Origin of the sequence: Tenacibaculum sp. AHE14PA (genome assembly GCF_019278465.1) — a bacterium.
Lineage (GTDB): Bacteria > Bacteroidota > Bacteroidia > Flavobacteriales > Flavobacteriaceae > Polaribacter > Polaribacter bernardetii.
The window spans coordinates 508,092-524,865 of record NZ_CP058983.1 but is presented as its reverse complement, the minus strand read 5'-3'; the positions used below and the strand labels follow the sequence as shown (position 1 = coordinate 524,865).

Genomic DNA, 16,774 nt, shown 5'->3' with positions numbered 1-16,774 from the left:
CAACCCAAAATAAGCTGTACTTTTGCAGTGAAATTTTACAATTACATGGAAAAAGATTTTAAAATGACTGCTGTTACAATGGCAGGTTTAGAAGGAGTTTTAGCAGATGAACTAAGAAAGCTTGGTGGTCAGGATGTTAAGGAAGGAATACGTAATGTTACTTTTAAGGGCGATACAGGTTTTATGTACAAAGCAAATATAGCTTTGCGTACGGCTATTCGTATTTTAAAACCGATTAAAAAGAGTAAAATTTTTGATGAAGAAGATTTATACGAGGCAATTCAGCGTGTAAAATGGGATAAATATATTGATGTTGACGGAACTTTTGCTATTGGAGCAGTAGTAAATTCGAAGAATTTTACAACAAACTCACATTATATTAGTTTAAAATCGAAGGATGCAATTGCTGATTATTTTATGAGCAAGTACAAAAAGCGTCCGAATGTAGATTTAAAGCACCCGGATGTTAAAATTCACATTCATATTCATAATGAATGGTTAACAATTTCTTTAGATTCATCAGGAGATTCACTACACAAAAGAGGGTACAGAAGTGCTACCAATATTGCACCAATTAACGAAGTGTTAGCGGCTGGTTTGGTATTGTTATCTGGTTATAAAGGAGAAGAGAATTTTATCGACCCAATGTGTGGTTCAGGTACGATTTTAATTGAAGCAGCTATGGTTGCTAATAATATACCAGCAAACATTAATCGTAAGCATTTTGCTTTTGAAAACTGGAAAGATTACGATGAAGATTTATTTTTTGTAATTCAAGATGCTTTGTTAAAGAAAATTACAAGTTCTCATTTTAAAATAATGGGATTTGATAAAGCTCCGTCTGCAGTTAGCAAGGCGAAGCAAAATATAATAAATGCAAATTTAGACGAGTTTATAGGTATACACCACGTAAACTTTTTTAACTCTAAGAAAGAAGTATTTGGTAAAACAACTATTTTATTTAATCCACCTTATGGTGAACGTTTAAATATTGATGTAGAAGAATTTTATAGAAAGATAGGAGATACCTTAAAGCATAATTACCACGATTCTACAGCTTGGTTAATTACTTCTGATATGCTTGCTTTAAAACATGTAGGGTTAAGAACATCAAAGAGAATACCGCTTAAAAATGCCGATTTAGATTGTCGTTTTGTAAAGTATGAACTTTATGAAGGAAGTAAAAGAATTAAGAATGATTTCGAATCTGATATCGAAGCATAATAAAAAAATCCGCTGAAAACTTTCAGCGGATTTTTTTTTGTTTGAAAATTAATAATCGTCAAGATCATCCATGACAATTATTAACTTGGTTTTTTGTTTAATAGAACAAAGAATCCATAGTAATTTATAGAAATATGCTAAAGTATCTAGTTTTATATCTTTTTAGTCTAAAGTTATTTTTCTAGTTTATATTTTCCAATATGACCAGATACATCTCCACCAAGATAAAGATAACCATTGTGTTCTTCGACAGAAGTTGCTTCCGCTACAAATTTTCCAGTTGTATCGTAATATGTTTTTATTATTTCACCATTACTATTTAAGTGCATTAACATTCCATAAGGTATTGTTTTAGGCTGCATAAAAGATGGAAGTCCATAAACGATTTTTTTAATTAATGGTTTCGGATGTATTTTATCTAGTGATTCATCTCTTTTAGTTGAAAAACCAAGCCAAAAACTACCATCTTTACTTCTAGAAATTCCATTAGGAAAGCCGTTTAAATTATCTATAAATATATCAGTAGTTCCTTTTTTTTCTCCTTTAAGCCAGTATCTACGTACTCTATATTTTGCTAAATCAACCATTAATACAAACTCATCATTTTGAGAAACAGCAACTCCGTTTCCAAAATATGTCCCATCAATTAACGTCTTTACACGTTTTGTTTTTGGGTCGTAACTATAAAGGCCTCCGTCTGGTCTAACCTCCATTAATAATTTCCAAATATGTTTGTTACTAAAGTTTAATTTTGAGGATGTATTTGTAAAATAAATAACTCCATCACTAGCAATATCAACGTCATTTGGTATTAAGAATTTGTTGCCGTTTTCATCTTCACTTGCCAAAGTTTTAATATTGCCATTTTGGTCTATACTTATTAAACCTCTTTCTAAGTCGCCAGCGATTAGATTTTGATTACTATCAAAATGCATACCTGTAACCCAAGATTCTGAATTCGCAAATACGGTAACTTTTCCAGATGTATCGATTTTTAAAATGCGACCATCTGTGAAATCTGTTTTAGAAATATGTACTCCGCAATACAAATTTCCTTGATTATCTATTGCAATGTCTTCTGGTCCAAACCAGCCATTTAATTCAATCCGTTTTGTTGTACTTAATAATTCATTTTCTGACAGTAATCCATCTAGTTTTGAGATTGTTGGTGGTGACCATGCTAAAGGATTAAGTGACCAGGAATTGTATAATACATTAGTAATAAATATAGAGAAGAAGATAAATATTGTAATGATTGATATTTTTACTTTTTTTGATAATTTCATTGTGTTTGTTTTTTTAATTTATAAAAAACAAAGTAACAACAGGTTTTAATATTTATATATTGACATTTGTTATGAAATGAAAATTTCTTTTCTAATCCTACTTAAAGACTCAGGTGCTATACCAAGGAAACTCGCAATTTGGTATTGAGGAACTCTACTTGTAATTTTTTTGTTGTAATTTTTTAAAAAATCTAAATATCTTTTTTTTGCAGATTTAGTCTGCATTGTTAAAGTTCTTTCTAAGGCACAAAGATGATTTTTTTCCGCTAAAATCCTACCGAATTTTTCAAATTTTGAAGATTTTTTATATAACTGAGTCAAGCTATCAAATGATATTTCATAAATTATGCTATCTTCAAGAACTTCTAAAATTTCTGATGAAGTTGTTTGATTTATAAAACTATTAAAAACCGTTATAAATTGATTGTCACAAGCGAAATAAGTAGTAATATCTTTTATATCTAAATTTTTATATGTTCTAAATAATCCCGATTGAATAAAGTATAAAGACTCTGCCGTATTTCCTTCTTCAATTAATATGGCTTTCGCTTTATATTCTTTCCTTTTTAATTGTTTAGAAAATTCACGCCATTCACTTTCTGTTAATTCAATTAATTCTTTTAATATTATACTAAGTTCGTTCATTTTTAATGGAAAATAACTTTAATTATAAGAGTTCTTTTTTATAAATTAAATCAATTATAAACAAATTTATTAGAAATAGAGATACGAATCAAACTAAGTTTAAAAACAAATCAGTAAAAACTCACAATATACATTGTGAGTTTTTACTGATTTGTTAAATAAGGTGAAGAAAAAAGATTATTTATTTTTTAATAAGTATTTACTAAAGCTTAGTCCGTTTATTTTAGTGTATTTAGAATCGATATCATAGGCTACATTCATATTCGTAATATTAAAATCACCAGATACTTTAGCATATTTTATGTTTAGATCTTCTTCGAATTTTACATTTTTAAAAGAAACACCGTTATTAAATTCGGTATATTTAAAAATAGCACTTTCATTAAAAACAGCATTCGCAAAACTTACATGTTTTTTAAAATCGGCATATTTAAAGGTTGCAGGTTCATCAAAGAAAGTGTTTTCAAAGGAAATTTCTCTCTCGAATTTTGCATATTTAAAAGTAGAGTCATTATTAAATTTTGTGTTTGAAAAATCTGTATTTCTTTCAAAATCAGAATATTTAAACATGGCTTTTTGTTTAAAAGTACAGTCTTTAAATATTACTTCATCTTCAAAATTAGCGATAAAAGTATAACCACTTTTTTCATCAGGAATGTATGCTAATACATCATCATTAAAAGTACAGTTAACAAAAGATACCTTATTAGTAATTTGTTTTTCTATGGTATTAGAACCTCCGTTATTCCACCAGCTTTTTCTTTTTGGTAATTTAGGCAAAGCCTCATCCATAAAAGTAAAGTCTAATACTCCTTTTATAGTCGCGTTAGAAATAGTTACTGATTTACCATTTTTTACATCTCTAATAATATCCGAAGCATTTACTGTTTTTTGGGCATAAGTAGTTAAGCATAATAAAACGGCAATGAATGTAATTGTATTTTTCATTTTTTTGTTTTTGTGTTATACTTAATAGACAAAGCTTTTTTTTGTTTGTGACACTATTGCAAAGAAAAACAGCATTTAGTTGCCTAAATGCTGTTTTAAATATGTTTTTGAGAAAAGTCTTAGTTGTTTACTGAATCACTTAAACCAGCACCCGCTTTAAACTTTACTACATTTTTAGCAGCAATTTGAATTTCTTTTCCTGTCTGAGGGTTTCTACCAGTTCTAGCAGCTCTTTCAGAAACAGACCAAGTTCCCCATCCAACTAATGCAACTTTGTTACCTGACTTTAAAGACTTAGTAACGTTAGAAGTTAAAGAGTCTAATGCAGCTTTAGCATTAGCTTTAGAAATTCCTGCGTCAGCAGCCATTGCATCGATTAAATCTGATTTGTTCATAATTTTAATAAGTTTTAAAAATTAATTTTTTGTTTTTCGCTTAATAGCTCAACAAATATAGTAGGAATGCGGTACCATGCAAGTTTTGACCCTAAAAAAAGGCTTATTTGTTAATAAGTAGGCTTAAATTGTTAATAACCGTGGTGCTTTTTGTGAGTAAAACGTTAAAACCTTATAAATAGAGGGCTACAGCGCTTTTGCTTCTTTGTCGAATTGAAAACCGTTTAATAAACTTTTAGCATCCATTAATTTTTTACCAGAAATCTTAATTTCATCAACAATAAGGAAACCGTCTTTTACGGCAATTTTTAATTCCTTTTTAGAGGTAATAACTGTGCCGTTTGTAAATTCATGTTCAGAAAACTCTTTTGTCACATCATATATTTTAGCTGAAATTTCATCTTCACCATTTTTTATAGTTGTCCAAGCAGCAGGGTAAGGGTTTAAACCACGAATATGATTGTAGATATCATTTAAAGATTTAGACCAATCTATTTTACAATTATCTGGATACAGTTTGTAAGCAGGTTTTTCTTCTAATTCGGGCTGTTTTGTTGTATTTACATCTCCAGTAGCAATTAAATCTAATGTTTCGGCAACCAAATTGGCACCTAAATACATTAATCGATCATGTAATTGACCAACAATTTCATCGTCTTTAATAGTTACTTCTTTTTGTAAGATAATTTCACCAGTGTCAATTTTATCATCAATAAAAAAGGTAGTAACACCTGTTTTGGTTTCACCATTAATAAGTGCCCAGTTAATAGGTGCAGCTCCACGATATTCTGGTAATAAAGAAGCATGTAAATTAAAAGTACCATATTCCGGCATTGCCCAAACAGTTTTTGGTAACATTCTAAAAGCAACCACTATCTGTAAATTAGCATTCCATTCTTTTAAAGCAGCCTGAAATTCTTCATTTTTTAAATTGGTAGGTTGAAGAATCGGTAGGTTTTGAGATAGCGCATATTTTTTTACAGCAGATTGATTTAGCTTACGACCTCTACCAGCAGGTTTATCTGCAGCAGTAATTACACCAACTACATTATAATCATTTTCGATAAGGTGTTGTAAAATGGTTACCGCAAAATCGGGTGTTCCCATAAAAACAATGCGTAAATCTCTCATTTATAAAAAGTATTTATTGTTAGTAACGTTTATTTTTTCTTCGGATAATAGCGTACGCAAAAGTATTAAAATGTTTGCTTCTTTTTCGTTTAGATGCATACTGATTTCGTAAACAGTTAAGGCTTTATGATTTTTTAATAAATTAAGAATAGCAAGTGGTTTTATAACAACAGTTTGTTTTGCTTGCAAGCAAACATCGCAGATACCGCATTCTTTACTACTAGTTTCATTAAAGTAATGTAACAACTGTACACTTCTGCAAACTTCATTGTTTTTAATAAACGCTAATAAATCATCATTTTTTTGTTTTTTTTGACCTAAATACAAACGGATGTTTTTAGAAACACGGTTTACGGTTGTATCATCTTCTCTAGGATGCAGAAAAAACAACTCTGAATTATTGGTTGCTTGGTTGTATTCAAGCATTTCTTTTTCAGCCATTCGTTCTAATTCCTCAATAACACTCAACGAAGTAATGCCTACTTTTTTAGCGATATAAAACTCATCAATTTTCACCAGGTTTTCAAAAACACCACCATACAAACGTAATAATATTTGGACAAAGTTTTTGGAAGACAGATTTTGCTGAGAATATAACAACACTTGTTTGCTTGAAACAGAAAATTGAATGGTAGATTTTTGTTGAAAATTAGAATTCAATTCTATGATTCCGTTACTATTTAATATCTGTAAAGCGTTATAGGTTTTATTAGCAATTAACTTGTATTTACTACAAAATTCTAAAAAGTTAAAATCGAAAGCAGTTTCGATAAGTTCTCCTTTGGCAATTTGAAAATGTTGATATAATTTTCGATGCACCAATTTTATATCTTCAATAACAGGTAGCGATTTTTCTAATAACTCTTTACTAAGTTTAATATCGTTATCATTTGTTAAAACAACCGAAAAAGCTTTGTTACCGTCTCGTCCGCCACGACCGGCTTCTTGAATATAATTCTCTATAGATGCGGGAAGATTTAAATGAATAACAACCCGAACATTGGGTTTGTCTATTCCCATACCAAAAGCATTTGTAGCAACAATAATTGGTGTTTTTTCTGTCATCCAACTATCAAAAGAAAGTTGTTTTTCTAAACTTGTTAATCCGCCGTGGTAAAAAGTACTTTTAAAACCGTTGGCATTTAAATAAGCACAGATTTCTTTAGTTTTAACTCTAGAGTTTACATAAACAATTGCTGGTGCTTTCGTTTTAGTAAAAATCTGATGTAATTTACGGAGTTTATCATCCGTCTTAAAAATTTGATACGCTAGATTTTCTCTGTAAAAAGACTTTTTAAAAACCGTAGGATTCTCTAAATCTAAAGAAACTATAATATCATCAATAACTTTTTTGGTGGCTGTTGCTGTTAAAGCAATAATATTTGTTGTTGGATGTAGTTCTTTTAAAATAGCAATATGCTGATAAGAAGGACGAAAATCGTGTCCCCATTCAGAAATACAATGCGCTTCATCAATTGCAATTAAATTTACATCTAATTGCTTTATTTTTTCTTGAATAAAACGAGATTGTAAGCGCTCGGGAGAAACATATAAAAATTTTATTTTTCCGAAACGGATATTATCAAAAAGTGTAATAATATCATCTTGTGAGCTTCCCGAAGGAATTACGGTAGCTTTTATACCTTTTGTAACAAGACTTTCTACTTGGTCTTGCATTAATGCTATTAATGGCGAAATAACAATACAAACACCATCATTTATTAAAGCCGGAATTTGAAAACAGATAGATTTACCACCACCTGTGGGTAATAAAGCGATGGTATCTTTTTTTTCTAATACAGCAGCTATAATTTCTTGCTGAGGAACTCTAAAAGAACTGTGACCCCAGTAATGTTTTAATATGTTTGTAGATTCTTCATACATCGTTTTATAACGATTGTAAAATAAAATCGCAGCGTTTTTTTATGGTATCAAAAGGAACATCTATAATTTCATATCCTATTTCTTGATATGCTTCTTTTAAATAGGTATCAATCTCTACAGCCTGTTCGTAGGTTTCGTAGCGCTCGTTGTCCGATTTATAAATTTTCTCCCAAGGGGCACACATAAACACTTTTGTATATAAGTATTTATTGCTTTTTTCTTTATAGATAGGCGGATACTCACTTGCTAAATAATTCATATACGCATGTACATCAGGAATTCCTCTGTCGAAAAACACAATATCATTTGGGCATTTTTCAGCTTCTAAATATTGCTGTTCTCTACCTTCTAATAGCATTTGACTAAAAAGTAAAGGTTGTTCTAAAAACAATTGATCTATTCCTTCTTTTTGAGCCTTTAAGGTAACTTCTCTCGAAATTTCTGGCATACAATGATAACCACGTTTTATAAACTCTCTTAAAATTGAAGATTTGCCTGTTCCGGGTCCTCCTATTAAAACTATTTTTTGTTGCATGGTGCAAAAATATAAGTTTCAAATTATAAATGTAATAAATAGTGTAATTTTGTCATTCATTTTTAAGATTATCTTATATACACGATAATTATTATCAGAAAAAGTTTAATAAAACAATATGTCAGATAGAGAAGCATTTTATATCAAGTTAAAAGGTCAGTTAGAAGATACCACAACATTTCCTAGTAAATATTTATATAAATTTATTGTGCCAACAGATGGAAATCAGGTAGAAGAGGTAAAGAATTTATTTAATAAAGGAGGTGCTGTTATTGAAACAAAAAAATCTAAAACAGGTAAATACAACAGTCTTTCTATTTTTTTAAATGTAAAAAACGCAGAGGAAGTAATTGCGTATTATAAAAAAGCAGATGTTATAAAGGGGATAATTTCATTATAAAATGAGTAAGTTTTTTTCGTTTTTTTTCGTTTTGGTTATAATTAACAATTCTTTTGCTCAAAAAGACAAAGAATTGTTTCGTATAAATAATTCGCCAGTAATGGTTTCGGAATTTAAACAAGTCTATGAAAAAAACTTAGGAATTATAGTTGATAAAGAATCTAAAAATATAGACAGTTACCTAAAGCTATATATTAATTATAAGCTAAAAGTTAAGGAAGCTTATATTTTAAAATTAGATACTTTAAAAAGTTACAAAAGGGAATTAGAAGTTTATAAAAATCAGTTAATAGCTCCTTATTTACTAGATGAAGCGTTTTTATCAAAACTAATAAAAGACGCGTATTATCGTAAAATAAATGAAGTTAAAGCAAGCCATATATTAATTAAGTTTCCTAAAAATGGTATCAAATTTGATACACTAATGCTTTATAAAAGAATTGAAGAAGTTAGAAATAGGATTTTAAACGGAGAATCTTTTGAGGAAGTCGCAAAAGAAGTTTCAGAAGATCCATCGGCTAAGATTAATGGAGGTGATTTAGGTTATTTTTCTGTATTTTCAATGTTGTACCCGTTTGAGGAAGCGGCTTATAAAACTCCCTTAAATCAAGTTTCTAAGCCTTTTAAAACAAAATACGGCTACCATATTTTAAAAGTTACTGGGAAGAGACTTTCTAAAGGATCGTTTGATGTTGCTCATATTTTGGTCAAAAATTCAAGTAATAGTAAAGAAAAGATAGATTCACTTTATAAAAAACTTAAATTTGGTAGTTCTTTTAATGTGGTTGCTAAAAAATACTCTGAAGACAATGCAACTGCTTTTTTAGGAGGGAATTTACCTAGGTTTGGTACAGGTGATATGGTGTCCGTTTTTGAAAACAAGGTTTTAGAAATTAAAAAATTAGGCGATTATACAAAACCTTTTAAAACCAAATTTGGATGGCATATTGTTAAGCTCATAAAAAATCATCCTCTAGGTTCTTTTGATGAACTAAAAGAGGAGTTAACTAAAAAAGTTAGAAACTCTAGTAGAGCAACTTTATCAAAACAAGTAGTTTTAAGTAGGTTGAAGAAAGAGTACAAAATTAAAGAGTCAGAAAAAGCATTAGCTGTTTTTTTAGTGTCAGAAAATGATGAAATTAATCAAGATAACCTGAATAGTGTTTTATTAACTATCAATAAAAAGAAAATATTTGTAAAATCGTTTTATTATTATCGTAAAAAGAATAAAAGTTTACCAATAAAAACAGTTTATGAAGATTTTATAAATTATGAAGTTTTAACGTATTTTAAAAATGATTTATTACATACAAAACCGGAGTTTAAGCAGGCTTTTTTAGAATACAAAGAAGGATTGCTTTTGTTTGAATTATTACAAGAAAAAATATGGAATACATCTTTAAATGATACTATTGGTTTAAAAGCGTTTTATAAATTAAATAAATCAAAATATAAAAACAAATCATTTACTGAAGTAAGAGGATATGTAATTACTGATTATCAAAAACAGCTAGAAGCAGACTGGGTAAAAGAGCTACGAGAAAAAAATAAAATAGAAATAAAAGAAAAAGAATTACAAAAGTTTAAAAAAATATACAATCAATAAAAAGTGAAGAAAATAATCCTTTTATTAATAATAATACTTGTTGTTTCATGTGATTTTTTTAGTTTAAAAACTAAAAGAGTAGAACAGCATAGGCCTATTGCTACCGTTTATAATAAAAACCTTTACAAGAAAGATATTGCTGATTTAATTCCCAAAGGTATTACCAAAAAAGATAGTATGGTAATCATAAAAGGCCTTATAAATTCTTGGGCAAAGAAAGAATTATTACTAGCTAAAGCAGAAGAAAATATATCTGGTGTTAATAGTGGTAAGATAGAAAAATTAGTAAATAATTATAAGAAGAGTTTATATATAAATGGCTACAAAGAGCGTTTAATAAAACAGCAATTAGATACGGTTGTAAATCAAGAAGAAATAGAGTTGTATTATCAAAAAAATAAAGAAAACTTCAAGTTAAGCGAAGAACTTTTGCAATTTGAGTATATTCATTTTGGTAAAGATTTTTTAGATAAAGAAGAAACCATAAAAAACTTTAAATCTTCAGATGAAGTAGAGCGAGAAGATTTAGAAAGATATTTATTAAACTTTAAATCTTATAGGCTACAAGATTCAACTTGGGTACCATTTTCTTATTTACAGAAAAAAGTTCCGGCTCTTGAGTCAAAAACTGATCAAAAACTGTTAAAAATATCTAAATACATACAAAAAGAAGATAGTTTAGGAGTATATTTGGTCGCTGTAAAAAGTATGTTGCCAAAAAATGCAACAGCACCTTTGTTATTTGTAAGTCCGAGGATAAAACAAATAATTTTACACAAACGAAAATTAGAATTAATTAGAGAGATAGAAAAAACGTTGATAAATGATGCAATTCAAAACAAAAACTTTAAAGAATACTAGTATTTTATTTACCTTTTTCTTAGCTAGTTTAGGTGCCATAAATGCACAAGAAACTAAAATAGATGGCGTAGCAGTAGTTATTGGTAAAAATATTGTTTTAGATTCGGATATAGATAAATTTAAGCAAGAAGTTGAGCAAAGAAGCGAGGGTAAGATTACGATTTCTAATTGTGAAATGTTAGAAGACTTAATGGAACAAAAATTGCTTGCCCATCATGCAGTTATTGATAGTGTTGTTGTTACGCAATCAGATATTGATAGTAAAGTCGCAAGAAGTATAGCTTACTTTACTAATGAGTATGGTAGTGAAGAAAAAGTGGTTAAAGCATATGGTTTTAATGATATTGAAGATTTAAAGAAAGAATTGGAAAGAGTACAAAAAGAAAATCTTCTTATCGAAAAAGAACAGCAAAAAATTACGCAAGATATTGATGTTACTCCAGAAGAAATACGAGTTTATTTTAAAGGATTGGCAGATAAAGAAGAATTACCAGAAATACCAGCAGAGGTAGAGATAGCTCAATTAGTTTTAAAAGCAGAACCAACTAAAGAAGAAATCGAACGTATTATTAACAAGCTTAATGAAATTAAAAAGCAAGTTGAAGGAGGCGCAAGTTTTAAGTTAAAAGCAATTATAAATTCAGACGATCCTAGTGCTGCTCAAAACAGCGGTAATATGGGGGTAATAACAAAAGAAACTGGTTTTGTAAAAGAATTTAAAGAAGTAGCTTTTTCATTAGAAGAAGGTCAAATTTCAGAGCCATTTAAATCTCCTTTCGGATACCATATTGTTTTATTAAATAAAATAAGAGGTAATGGTCGTGATGTTTCTCATATATTAATGCAACCAGAAATTTCTGATGCTAAATTAAATGAAACAAAAGAAGCTATCGAAAAGATTGTTAAAGATGTAAAAGATGCTACGATAACTTTTGAAGAAGCTGTAAAAGAGTATTCAGAAGAAGAGGAAACAAAAAATAATGGAGGTTTGTTAATAAACCCATATACACAAGAGACTACTTTTGAGTTAACAAGAATGGCACCAGATTTATTTGGTAGAATTAGTGAACTTAATAAAAGTGATTTGTCTGATGTTTTTTACGATGAAACTCGTGAAGGCGAAAAAATGTATAAAGTAATCTTATTGAAAGATAAAACGGAAACACATACAGCCGACCTTGTAGAAGATTATGTAAGAATGCAACAGTTTGCATTAGCAAAGAAAAAAGAAGAAACAATAGCAAAGTGGACTAAAGAGAAAATTCAAGAAACGTATATAAAATTAGGAAGCGATTATAAAGATTGTACTTTCGAGAAAGATTGGAAAAAAGAAAACAAATAAGAACTAATAATTTTAGTATATTGTGATTCCCGCGTTTAGCGGGAATCTTATTTTATAATAGTTTGTAAATTAAGATTTTTTGAAAAAGAACATTTAAAATTTAATTCATGTCAGACGTTACTGCTGTAAATAATTTAGTAAAAAAGTTTAGTCAATTACAACAAGAAATAGGTAAGGTTATAATAGGGCAGCAGGAAGCTGTAAATTACACCTTATTGTCTGTTCTTTGCGGAGGTCATTCTCTTTTAATAGGTGTGCCCGGTTTGGCAAAAACTTTGCTAGTAAATACCATTTCTGATGTATTAGGTTTGCAATTTAGCCGTATTCAGTTTACACCCGATTTAATGCCTTCGGATATTTTAGGAAGTGAAATTTTAGATGAAAACCGTCAGTTTAAATTTATAAAAGGACCCATTTTTTCTAATATTATTCTAGCGGATGAAATTAACCGTACGCCACCTAAAACACAAGCAGCTTTGTTAGAAGCAATGCAAGAAAAATCGGTTACCATTTCGGGTAATCATTACAAGCTAGATTTACCTTTTTTTGTGTTAGCGACACAAAACCCTATTGAACAAGAAGGAACGTATCCTTTACCAGAAGCACAGTTAGATCGTTTTATGTTTTCTATTCATTTAGAATACCCAACATTTGAAGAAGAGGTTGAGGTTGTAAAAAGTACCACGTCAACAAGTAGCCAAAAGGTAACTTCAATTTTATCATCACAAGAAATTATAGAATTGCAAAAGTTGATTAGAAGAATACCTGTAGCTGATAATGTAGTAGAATATGCAGTTGGTTTGGTCGGAAAAACACGTCCGAAATCAGATAAATCAACAGAACTAATTAAAAAATATATCGATTGGGGTGCAGGACCAAGAGCTTCACAAAACTTAATTTTAGCAGCAAAAGCACATGCTGCGATAAACGGAAAATTTTCTCCAGATATTGCAGATGTTCAAGCAGTTGCTATTCCGATATTATCACACAGAATCGTTAAAAATTATAAAGCAGAGGCTGAAGGAATCACAATTAAAGAAATTATTAAATCATTGTTTTAATGAAGAAATTACTTGTATTTAGTGTGTTGTTTTTAGCTATAATAATTTCTTGTAAAAGAGAAGTAGTTACAGTTAATGTATCAGAAGAAATAGAGAAAAAAGAGATTTTAGCAATAATGAAAACTCAAGAAGAAGCGTGGTCTAATCACGATTTAGAAGGTTTCATGCAAGGGTATTGGAAAAGTGATTCTTTAAAGTTTTACGGAAGTAATGGAATTACTTTTGGCTGGGATAAAACCTTAGCGAATTATAAAAAAGGCTACCCAACAAAAGACTATTCCGGAGAGCTTAAGTTTAAAGTTAACGATATTTCAAAGATAAATAACGATGCTTATTTTGTAATGGGAGCATATCACTTAACAAGAAAAGTAGGCAATGCAAACGGAGTGTTTATGATTATTTTTAAAAAGATAAATGGTGAATGGAAAATTATAGCAGATACTTCTTGTTAAGAAGTTAAATACTTTAAAAATCAAAAAAAGAGGCAATTTCAATTGAAATTGCCTCTTTTTTATGACGCAAAAATATTTTTTATGAAAACATCTTTGCTACTTTTTCAGCTTTTCTACTTTCGCTATAATCGTAAAAACCTTCACCAGATTTACTTCCTAATTTACCAGCATTTACCATGTTCACTAGTAAAGGACAAGGAGCATATTTAGGATTTTTAAATCCGTCGTACATTACATTCAAAATCGACAAACAAACATCTAAACCAATAAAATCAGCTAATTGTAAAGGTCCCATTGGGTGCGCCATACCTAACTTCATTACAGTATCAATTTCAGCAACACCAGCAACACCATTGTATAATGTTTCGATAGATTCGTTAATCATTGGCATTAAAATACGGTTAGCTACAAAGCCAGGGTAATCATTTACTTCAACAGGTATTTTACCTATTTTTTTAGTTAAATCAACCGTAAAATTCATTACTTCATCCGTAGTATTATAACCTCTAATAATTTCAACCAATTTCATGATTGGCACCGGATTCATGAAATGCATTCCAATTACTTTCTCGGGTCTATTAGTAACTGCAGCGATTTGTGTGATAGAAATAGAAGAAGTATTGGTAGCCAAAATGGTATCTTCAGGACAAACTTCATCTAAGTTTTTAAATATTTTTAATTTTAAATCTACATTTTCAGTAGCAGCTTCAACAACTAAACTAGCGTATTGAACACCTTCTTTAATAGATGTATAGGTAGAGATGTTACCTAAAGTTGTATTTTTATCTTCTTCAGATATTTTTTCTTTAACAACCATTCTATCTAAATTCTTAGTAATAGTTGCTAAACCTTTATCTAAGGCAGTTTGAGATATATCAATAAGTTGAACATTGTATCCAAATTGAGCAAATGTATGCGCAATTCCGTTACCCATAGTTCCTGCTCCAATTACAGCGATATTTTTCATTTTTAGTGTGTTTTATTATTTTTTAAAGCAATCAATTATCATGTGAGCAACGCGTAAAGCTTCGGTTCCTTGACTTAATGATACGATTGGTGTTGTGTTATTGTTTATTGCATCAGCAAACGATTCTAACTCGTCTAAAATAGCATTGTTTTCAACGACCTCAGGATTGTCGAAATAAATTTGTTTTTTTACACCTTCAGCATTTTGAAGAATCATTGCAAATTCATCAGGATTCTCAGGAACATCTTTCATTTTAACCACTTCTGATTTTTTCTCTAAGAAATCAACAGAAATATAAGCATCTCTTTGAAAAAAGCGACTTTTACGCATGTTTTTCATTGAAATTCTACTAGAAGTTAAGTTTGCTACACATCCGTTTTCAAACTCAATACGCGCATTGGCAATATCTGGTGTGTCAGAAATAACTGAAACTCCGCTTGCATGTACGTTTTTTACTTTAGATTTTACTACCGATAAAATAACATCAATATCATGAATCATTAAATCTAAAACAACAGGCACATCAGTTCCCCTAGGATTAAATTCGGCTAATCTATGTGTTTCGATAAACATTGGTGTATCTATCATATCTTTTACAGCTGTAAAAGCAGGGTTGAAACGTTCTACATGACCAACTTGACCACGAATATGGTTTTGACTAGCTAAAGTTCTAATAGCTTCAGCTTCTTGTAAAGTGTTTGTAATTGGTTTTTCAATAAAAATGTGTTTTCCTTTTTCAATTGCTTGTTTGGCACAATCGAAGTGAGATAATGTTGGTGTAACAATATCTACAACATCTACAGCATCTATTAACTCATCAACAGAGTCAAATAATTTATATCCAAATTCTTTTGCTACTTTTTTAGCGTTTTCAGTATAAGAATCGTAAAATCCTACCAATTCATATTTTTCGGATTGTTGTAACAAACGCAAGTGAATTTTACCTAAATGACCTGCACCTAAAACTCCAGCTTTTAACATAGTATGTTTAATTTTGTATGGTCATTTTTAATAAAAGAAGTAGTTCTTACAAGAAGATTACTTAACAATTTAATCTATAAATGCCATTGTTTTTAACCTATTTTGCTTTTCTGTTTTCACTAGAAAAGCAATGCAAACAAAGATACACTTTTATACAGATTTATTACTATTTTTGAATTATTGAAATTTTACCATTTGTGATAGATACTACCAAACACCAAGGACTTAGAAATCAATTAGCGATTGTTTTACAAACAAAGGGGATTGAAGATGAAAACGTGTTAAACGCCATACGAAAAATACCGAGACATCTTTTTATAGATAGCAGTTTCGAGGCACACGCATATCAAAATAAAGCATTTCCTATTGCTGCAGATCAAACAATTTCTCATCCTTATACAGTTGCATTTCAGTCTCAGGTTTTAAAAATAAAACCAGGAGATAAAGTTTTAGAAATAGGAACAGGATCAGGGTATCAAACAGCTGTTTTATTAGAGTTAAAGGCAGAGGTTTTTACCATAGAACGACAACATGAGTTGTTTAAAAGAACGTCAAGATTTTTACCTAAAATAGGATATCGTCCAAAACGATTTATTTTTGGTGACGGTTATAAAGGATTGCCAGAAGAGGCTCTTTTTGATCAAATTATTGTTACAGCAGGAGCTCCGTTTGTGCCAAAAGCTTTATTAGGACAAATAAAAGTAGGAGGTAAGTTGTTGATTCCCGTGGGAGATAAAGAGCAAATAATGACTTTATTTGTAAGAAAATCACCAAAAGAATTTGAGAAATATGAATTGGGTGATTTTAAATTCGTACCAATGTTAGAAGAAAAAAACTAAAAAATCCGCCTAAGAAAAGCGGATTTATTGAATTTGAATAAAAAGAAACATCAAGTTACTCAGAAATTTCTGTTGTATCTGCAACAATAATTTCTGATTGATGTTGGTTTTGTTTTGTTTGATTATTTTTTGCTAAACCACAAGGATTTGTACTTCCGCAAGAAGAAAAACCTATTAAACTAACGACACAAATTGCAATAAATACTACTTTTTTCAT

General features: G+C 29.7%; 18 protein-coding genes. 8 read left to right on the top strand and 10 right to left on the bottom strand.

Annotation, left to right across the window (positions count from 1 at the left end):
• Nucleotides 1-45: 45 nt before the first annotated feature.
• On the top strand, nt 46-1,224 hold the full coding sequence (locus H0I30_RS02425) for a class I SAM-dependent RNA methyltransferase (protein WP_218772724.1): 1,179 nt from the start codon (nt 46-48) through the stop codon (nt 1,222-1,224).
• Between the two features lie 173 nt (nt 1,225-1,397).
• Here H0I30_RS02425 and H0I30_RS02420 read toward each other — a convergent pair whose 3' ends face one another.
• The 7 genes from H0I30_RS02420 to H0I30_RS02390 all read right to left on the bottom strand — a co-directional run bounded on the left by H0I30_RS02420 (nt 1,398) and on the right by H0I30_RS02390 (nt 8,048).
• The gene (locus tag H0I30_RS02420) at nt 1,398-2,510 is read right to left on the bottom strand and encodes an SMP-30/gluconolactonase/LRE family protein (protein ID WP_218772723.1); all 1,113 of its coding nucleotides are present in this window, start codon (nt 2,508-2,510) and stop codon (nt 1,398-1,400) included.
• Between the two features lie 69 nt (nt 2,511-2,579).
• Nucleotides 2,580-3,155, bottom strand: a complete 576-nt coding sequence (locus H0I30_RS02415) for a Crp/Fnr family transcriptional regulator (protein WP_218772722.1) — start codon at nt 3,153-3,155, stop codon at nt 2,580-2,582.
• 177 nt (nt 3,156-3,332) lie between these two features.
• A complete protein-coding gene (locus H0I30_RS02410) occupies nt 3,333-4,103 on the bottom strand; it encodes a pentapeptide repeat-containing protein (RefSeq protein ID WP_218772721.1) in 771 nt (256 codons plus the stop codon).
• A gap of 119 nt (nt 4,104-4,222) precedes the next feature.
• Nucleotides 4,223-4,498 (bottom strand): HU family DNA-binding protein, encoded by a 276-nt coding sequence (locus H0I30_RS02405; protein WP_218772720.1) that lies wholly within the window; start codon nt 4,496-4,498, stop codon nt 4,223-4,225.
• A gap of 186 nt (nt 4,499-4,684) precedes the next feature.
• Complete coding sequence (gene fmt, locus H0I30_RS02400) at nt 4,685-5,629, bottom strand: methionyl-tRNA formyltransferase (RefSeq protein ID WP_218772719.1); 945 nt, start codon at nt 5,627-5,629, stop codon at nt 4,685-4,687.
• Nucleotides 5,630-7,513, bottom strand: a complete 1,884-nt coding sequence (locus H0I30_RS02395; protein ID WP_218772718.1) for an ATP-dependent DNA helicase RecQ — start codon at nt 7,511-7,513, stop codon at nt 5,630-5,632.
• A gap of 4 nt (nt 7,514-7,517) precedes the next feature.
• Nucleotides 7,518-8,048, bottom strand: a complete 531-nt coding sequence (locus tag H0I30_RS02390) for an AAA family ATPase (protein WP_218772717.1) — start codon at nt 8,046-8,048, stop codon at nt 7,518-7,520.
• A gap of 118 nt (nt 8,049-8,166) precedes the next feature.
• On the opposite strand from H0I30_RS02390, the gene H0I30_RS02385 reads away from it, so the two are divergent.
• The 6 genes from H0I30_RS02385 (at nt 8,167) to H0I30_RS02360 (ending at nt 13,770) form a co-directional block, all read left to right on the top strand.
• Nucleotides 8,167-8,448, top strand: a complete 282-nt coding sequence (locus H0I30_RS02385; RefSeq protein ID WP_218772716.1) for a DUF493 family protein — start codon at nt 8,167-8,169, stop codon at nt 8,446-8,448.
• Between the two features lies 1 nt (nt 8,449).
• Nucleotides 8,450-10,054: a peptidylprolyl isomerase gene (locus tag H0I30_RS02380; protein ID WP_218772715.1), complete on the top strand. Its 1,605-nt coding sequence runs from the start codon at nt 8,450-8,452 to the stop codon at nt 10,052-10,054.
• 3 nt (nt 10,055-10,057) lie between these two features.
• Complete coding sequence (locus tag H0I30_RS02375) at nt 10,058-10,915, top strand: hypothetical protein (protein ID WP_218772714.1); 858 nt, start codon at nt 10,058-10,060, stop codon at nt 10,913-10,915.
• Nucleotides 10,878-12,257, top strand: a complete 1,380-nt coding sequence (locus H0I30_RS02370) for a peptidylprolyl isomerase (RefSeq protein ID WP_255554322.1) — start codon at nt 10,878-10,880, stop codon at nt 12,255-12,257. Before H0I30_RS02375 ends, H0I30_RS02370 begins: the two co-directional genes overlap by 38 nt.
• A 107-nt stretch (nt 12,258-12,364) precedes the next feature.
• On the top strand, nt 12,365-13,318 hold the full coding sequence (locus H0I30_RS02365; protein WP_218772713.1) for a MoxR family ATPase: 954 nt from the start codon (nt 12,365-12,367) through the stop codon (nt 13,316-13,318).
• The gene (locus tag H0I30_RS02360) at nt 13,318-13,770 is read left to right on the top strand and encodes a DUF4440 domain-containing protein (RefSeq protein WP_218772712.1); all 453 of its coding nucleotides are present in this window, start codon (nt 13,318-13,320) and stop codon (nt 13,768-13,770) included. The genes H0I30_RS02365 and H0I30_RS02360 overlap by 1 nt, the downstream gene beginning before the upstream one ends.
• A gap of 79 nt (nt 13,771-13,849) precedes the next feature.
• On the opposite strand, the gene H0I30_RS02355 is transcribed toward H0I30_RS02360, so the two are convergent.
• The gene (locus H0I30_RS02355) at nt 13,850-14,737 is read right to left on the bottom strand and encodes a 3-hydroxybutyryl-CoA dehydrogenase (RefSeq protein WP_218772711.1); all 888 of its coding nucleotides are present in this window, start codon (nt 14,735-14,737) and stop codon (nt 13,850-13,852) included.
• Between the two features lie 15 nt (nt 14,738-14,752).
• Nucleotides 14,753-15,718, bottom strand: coding sequence for a Gfo/Idh/MocA family protein (locus H0I30_RS02350; protein WP_218772710.1), 966 nt, complete (start codon nt 15,716-15,718; stop codon nt 14,753-14,755).
• 197 nt (nt 15,719-15,915) lie between these two features.
• Here H0I30_RS02350 and H0I30_RS02345 point away from each other — a divergent pair, with 197 nt between their 5' ends.
• Nucleotides 15,916-16,557 carry a protein-L-isoaspartate(D-aspartate) O-methyltransferase gene (locus tag H0I30_RS02345; RefSeq protein WP_218772709.1) on the top strand — a complete coding sequence of 214 codons (642 nt, stop codon included), beginning with the start codon at nt 15,916-15,918 and terminating at the stop codon, nt 16,555-16,557.
• 55 nt (nt 16,558-16,612) lie between these two features.
• Here H0I30_RS02345 and H0I30_RS02340 read toward each other — a convergent pair whose 3' ends face one another.
• Nucleotides 16,613-16,774 (bottom strand): hypothetical protein, encoded by a 162-nt coding sequence (locus H0I30_RS02340; protein ID WP_218772708.1) that lies wholly within the window; start codon nt 16,772-16,774, stop codon nt 16,613-16,615.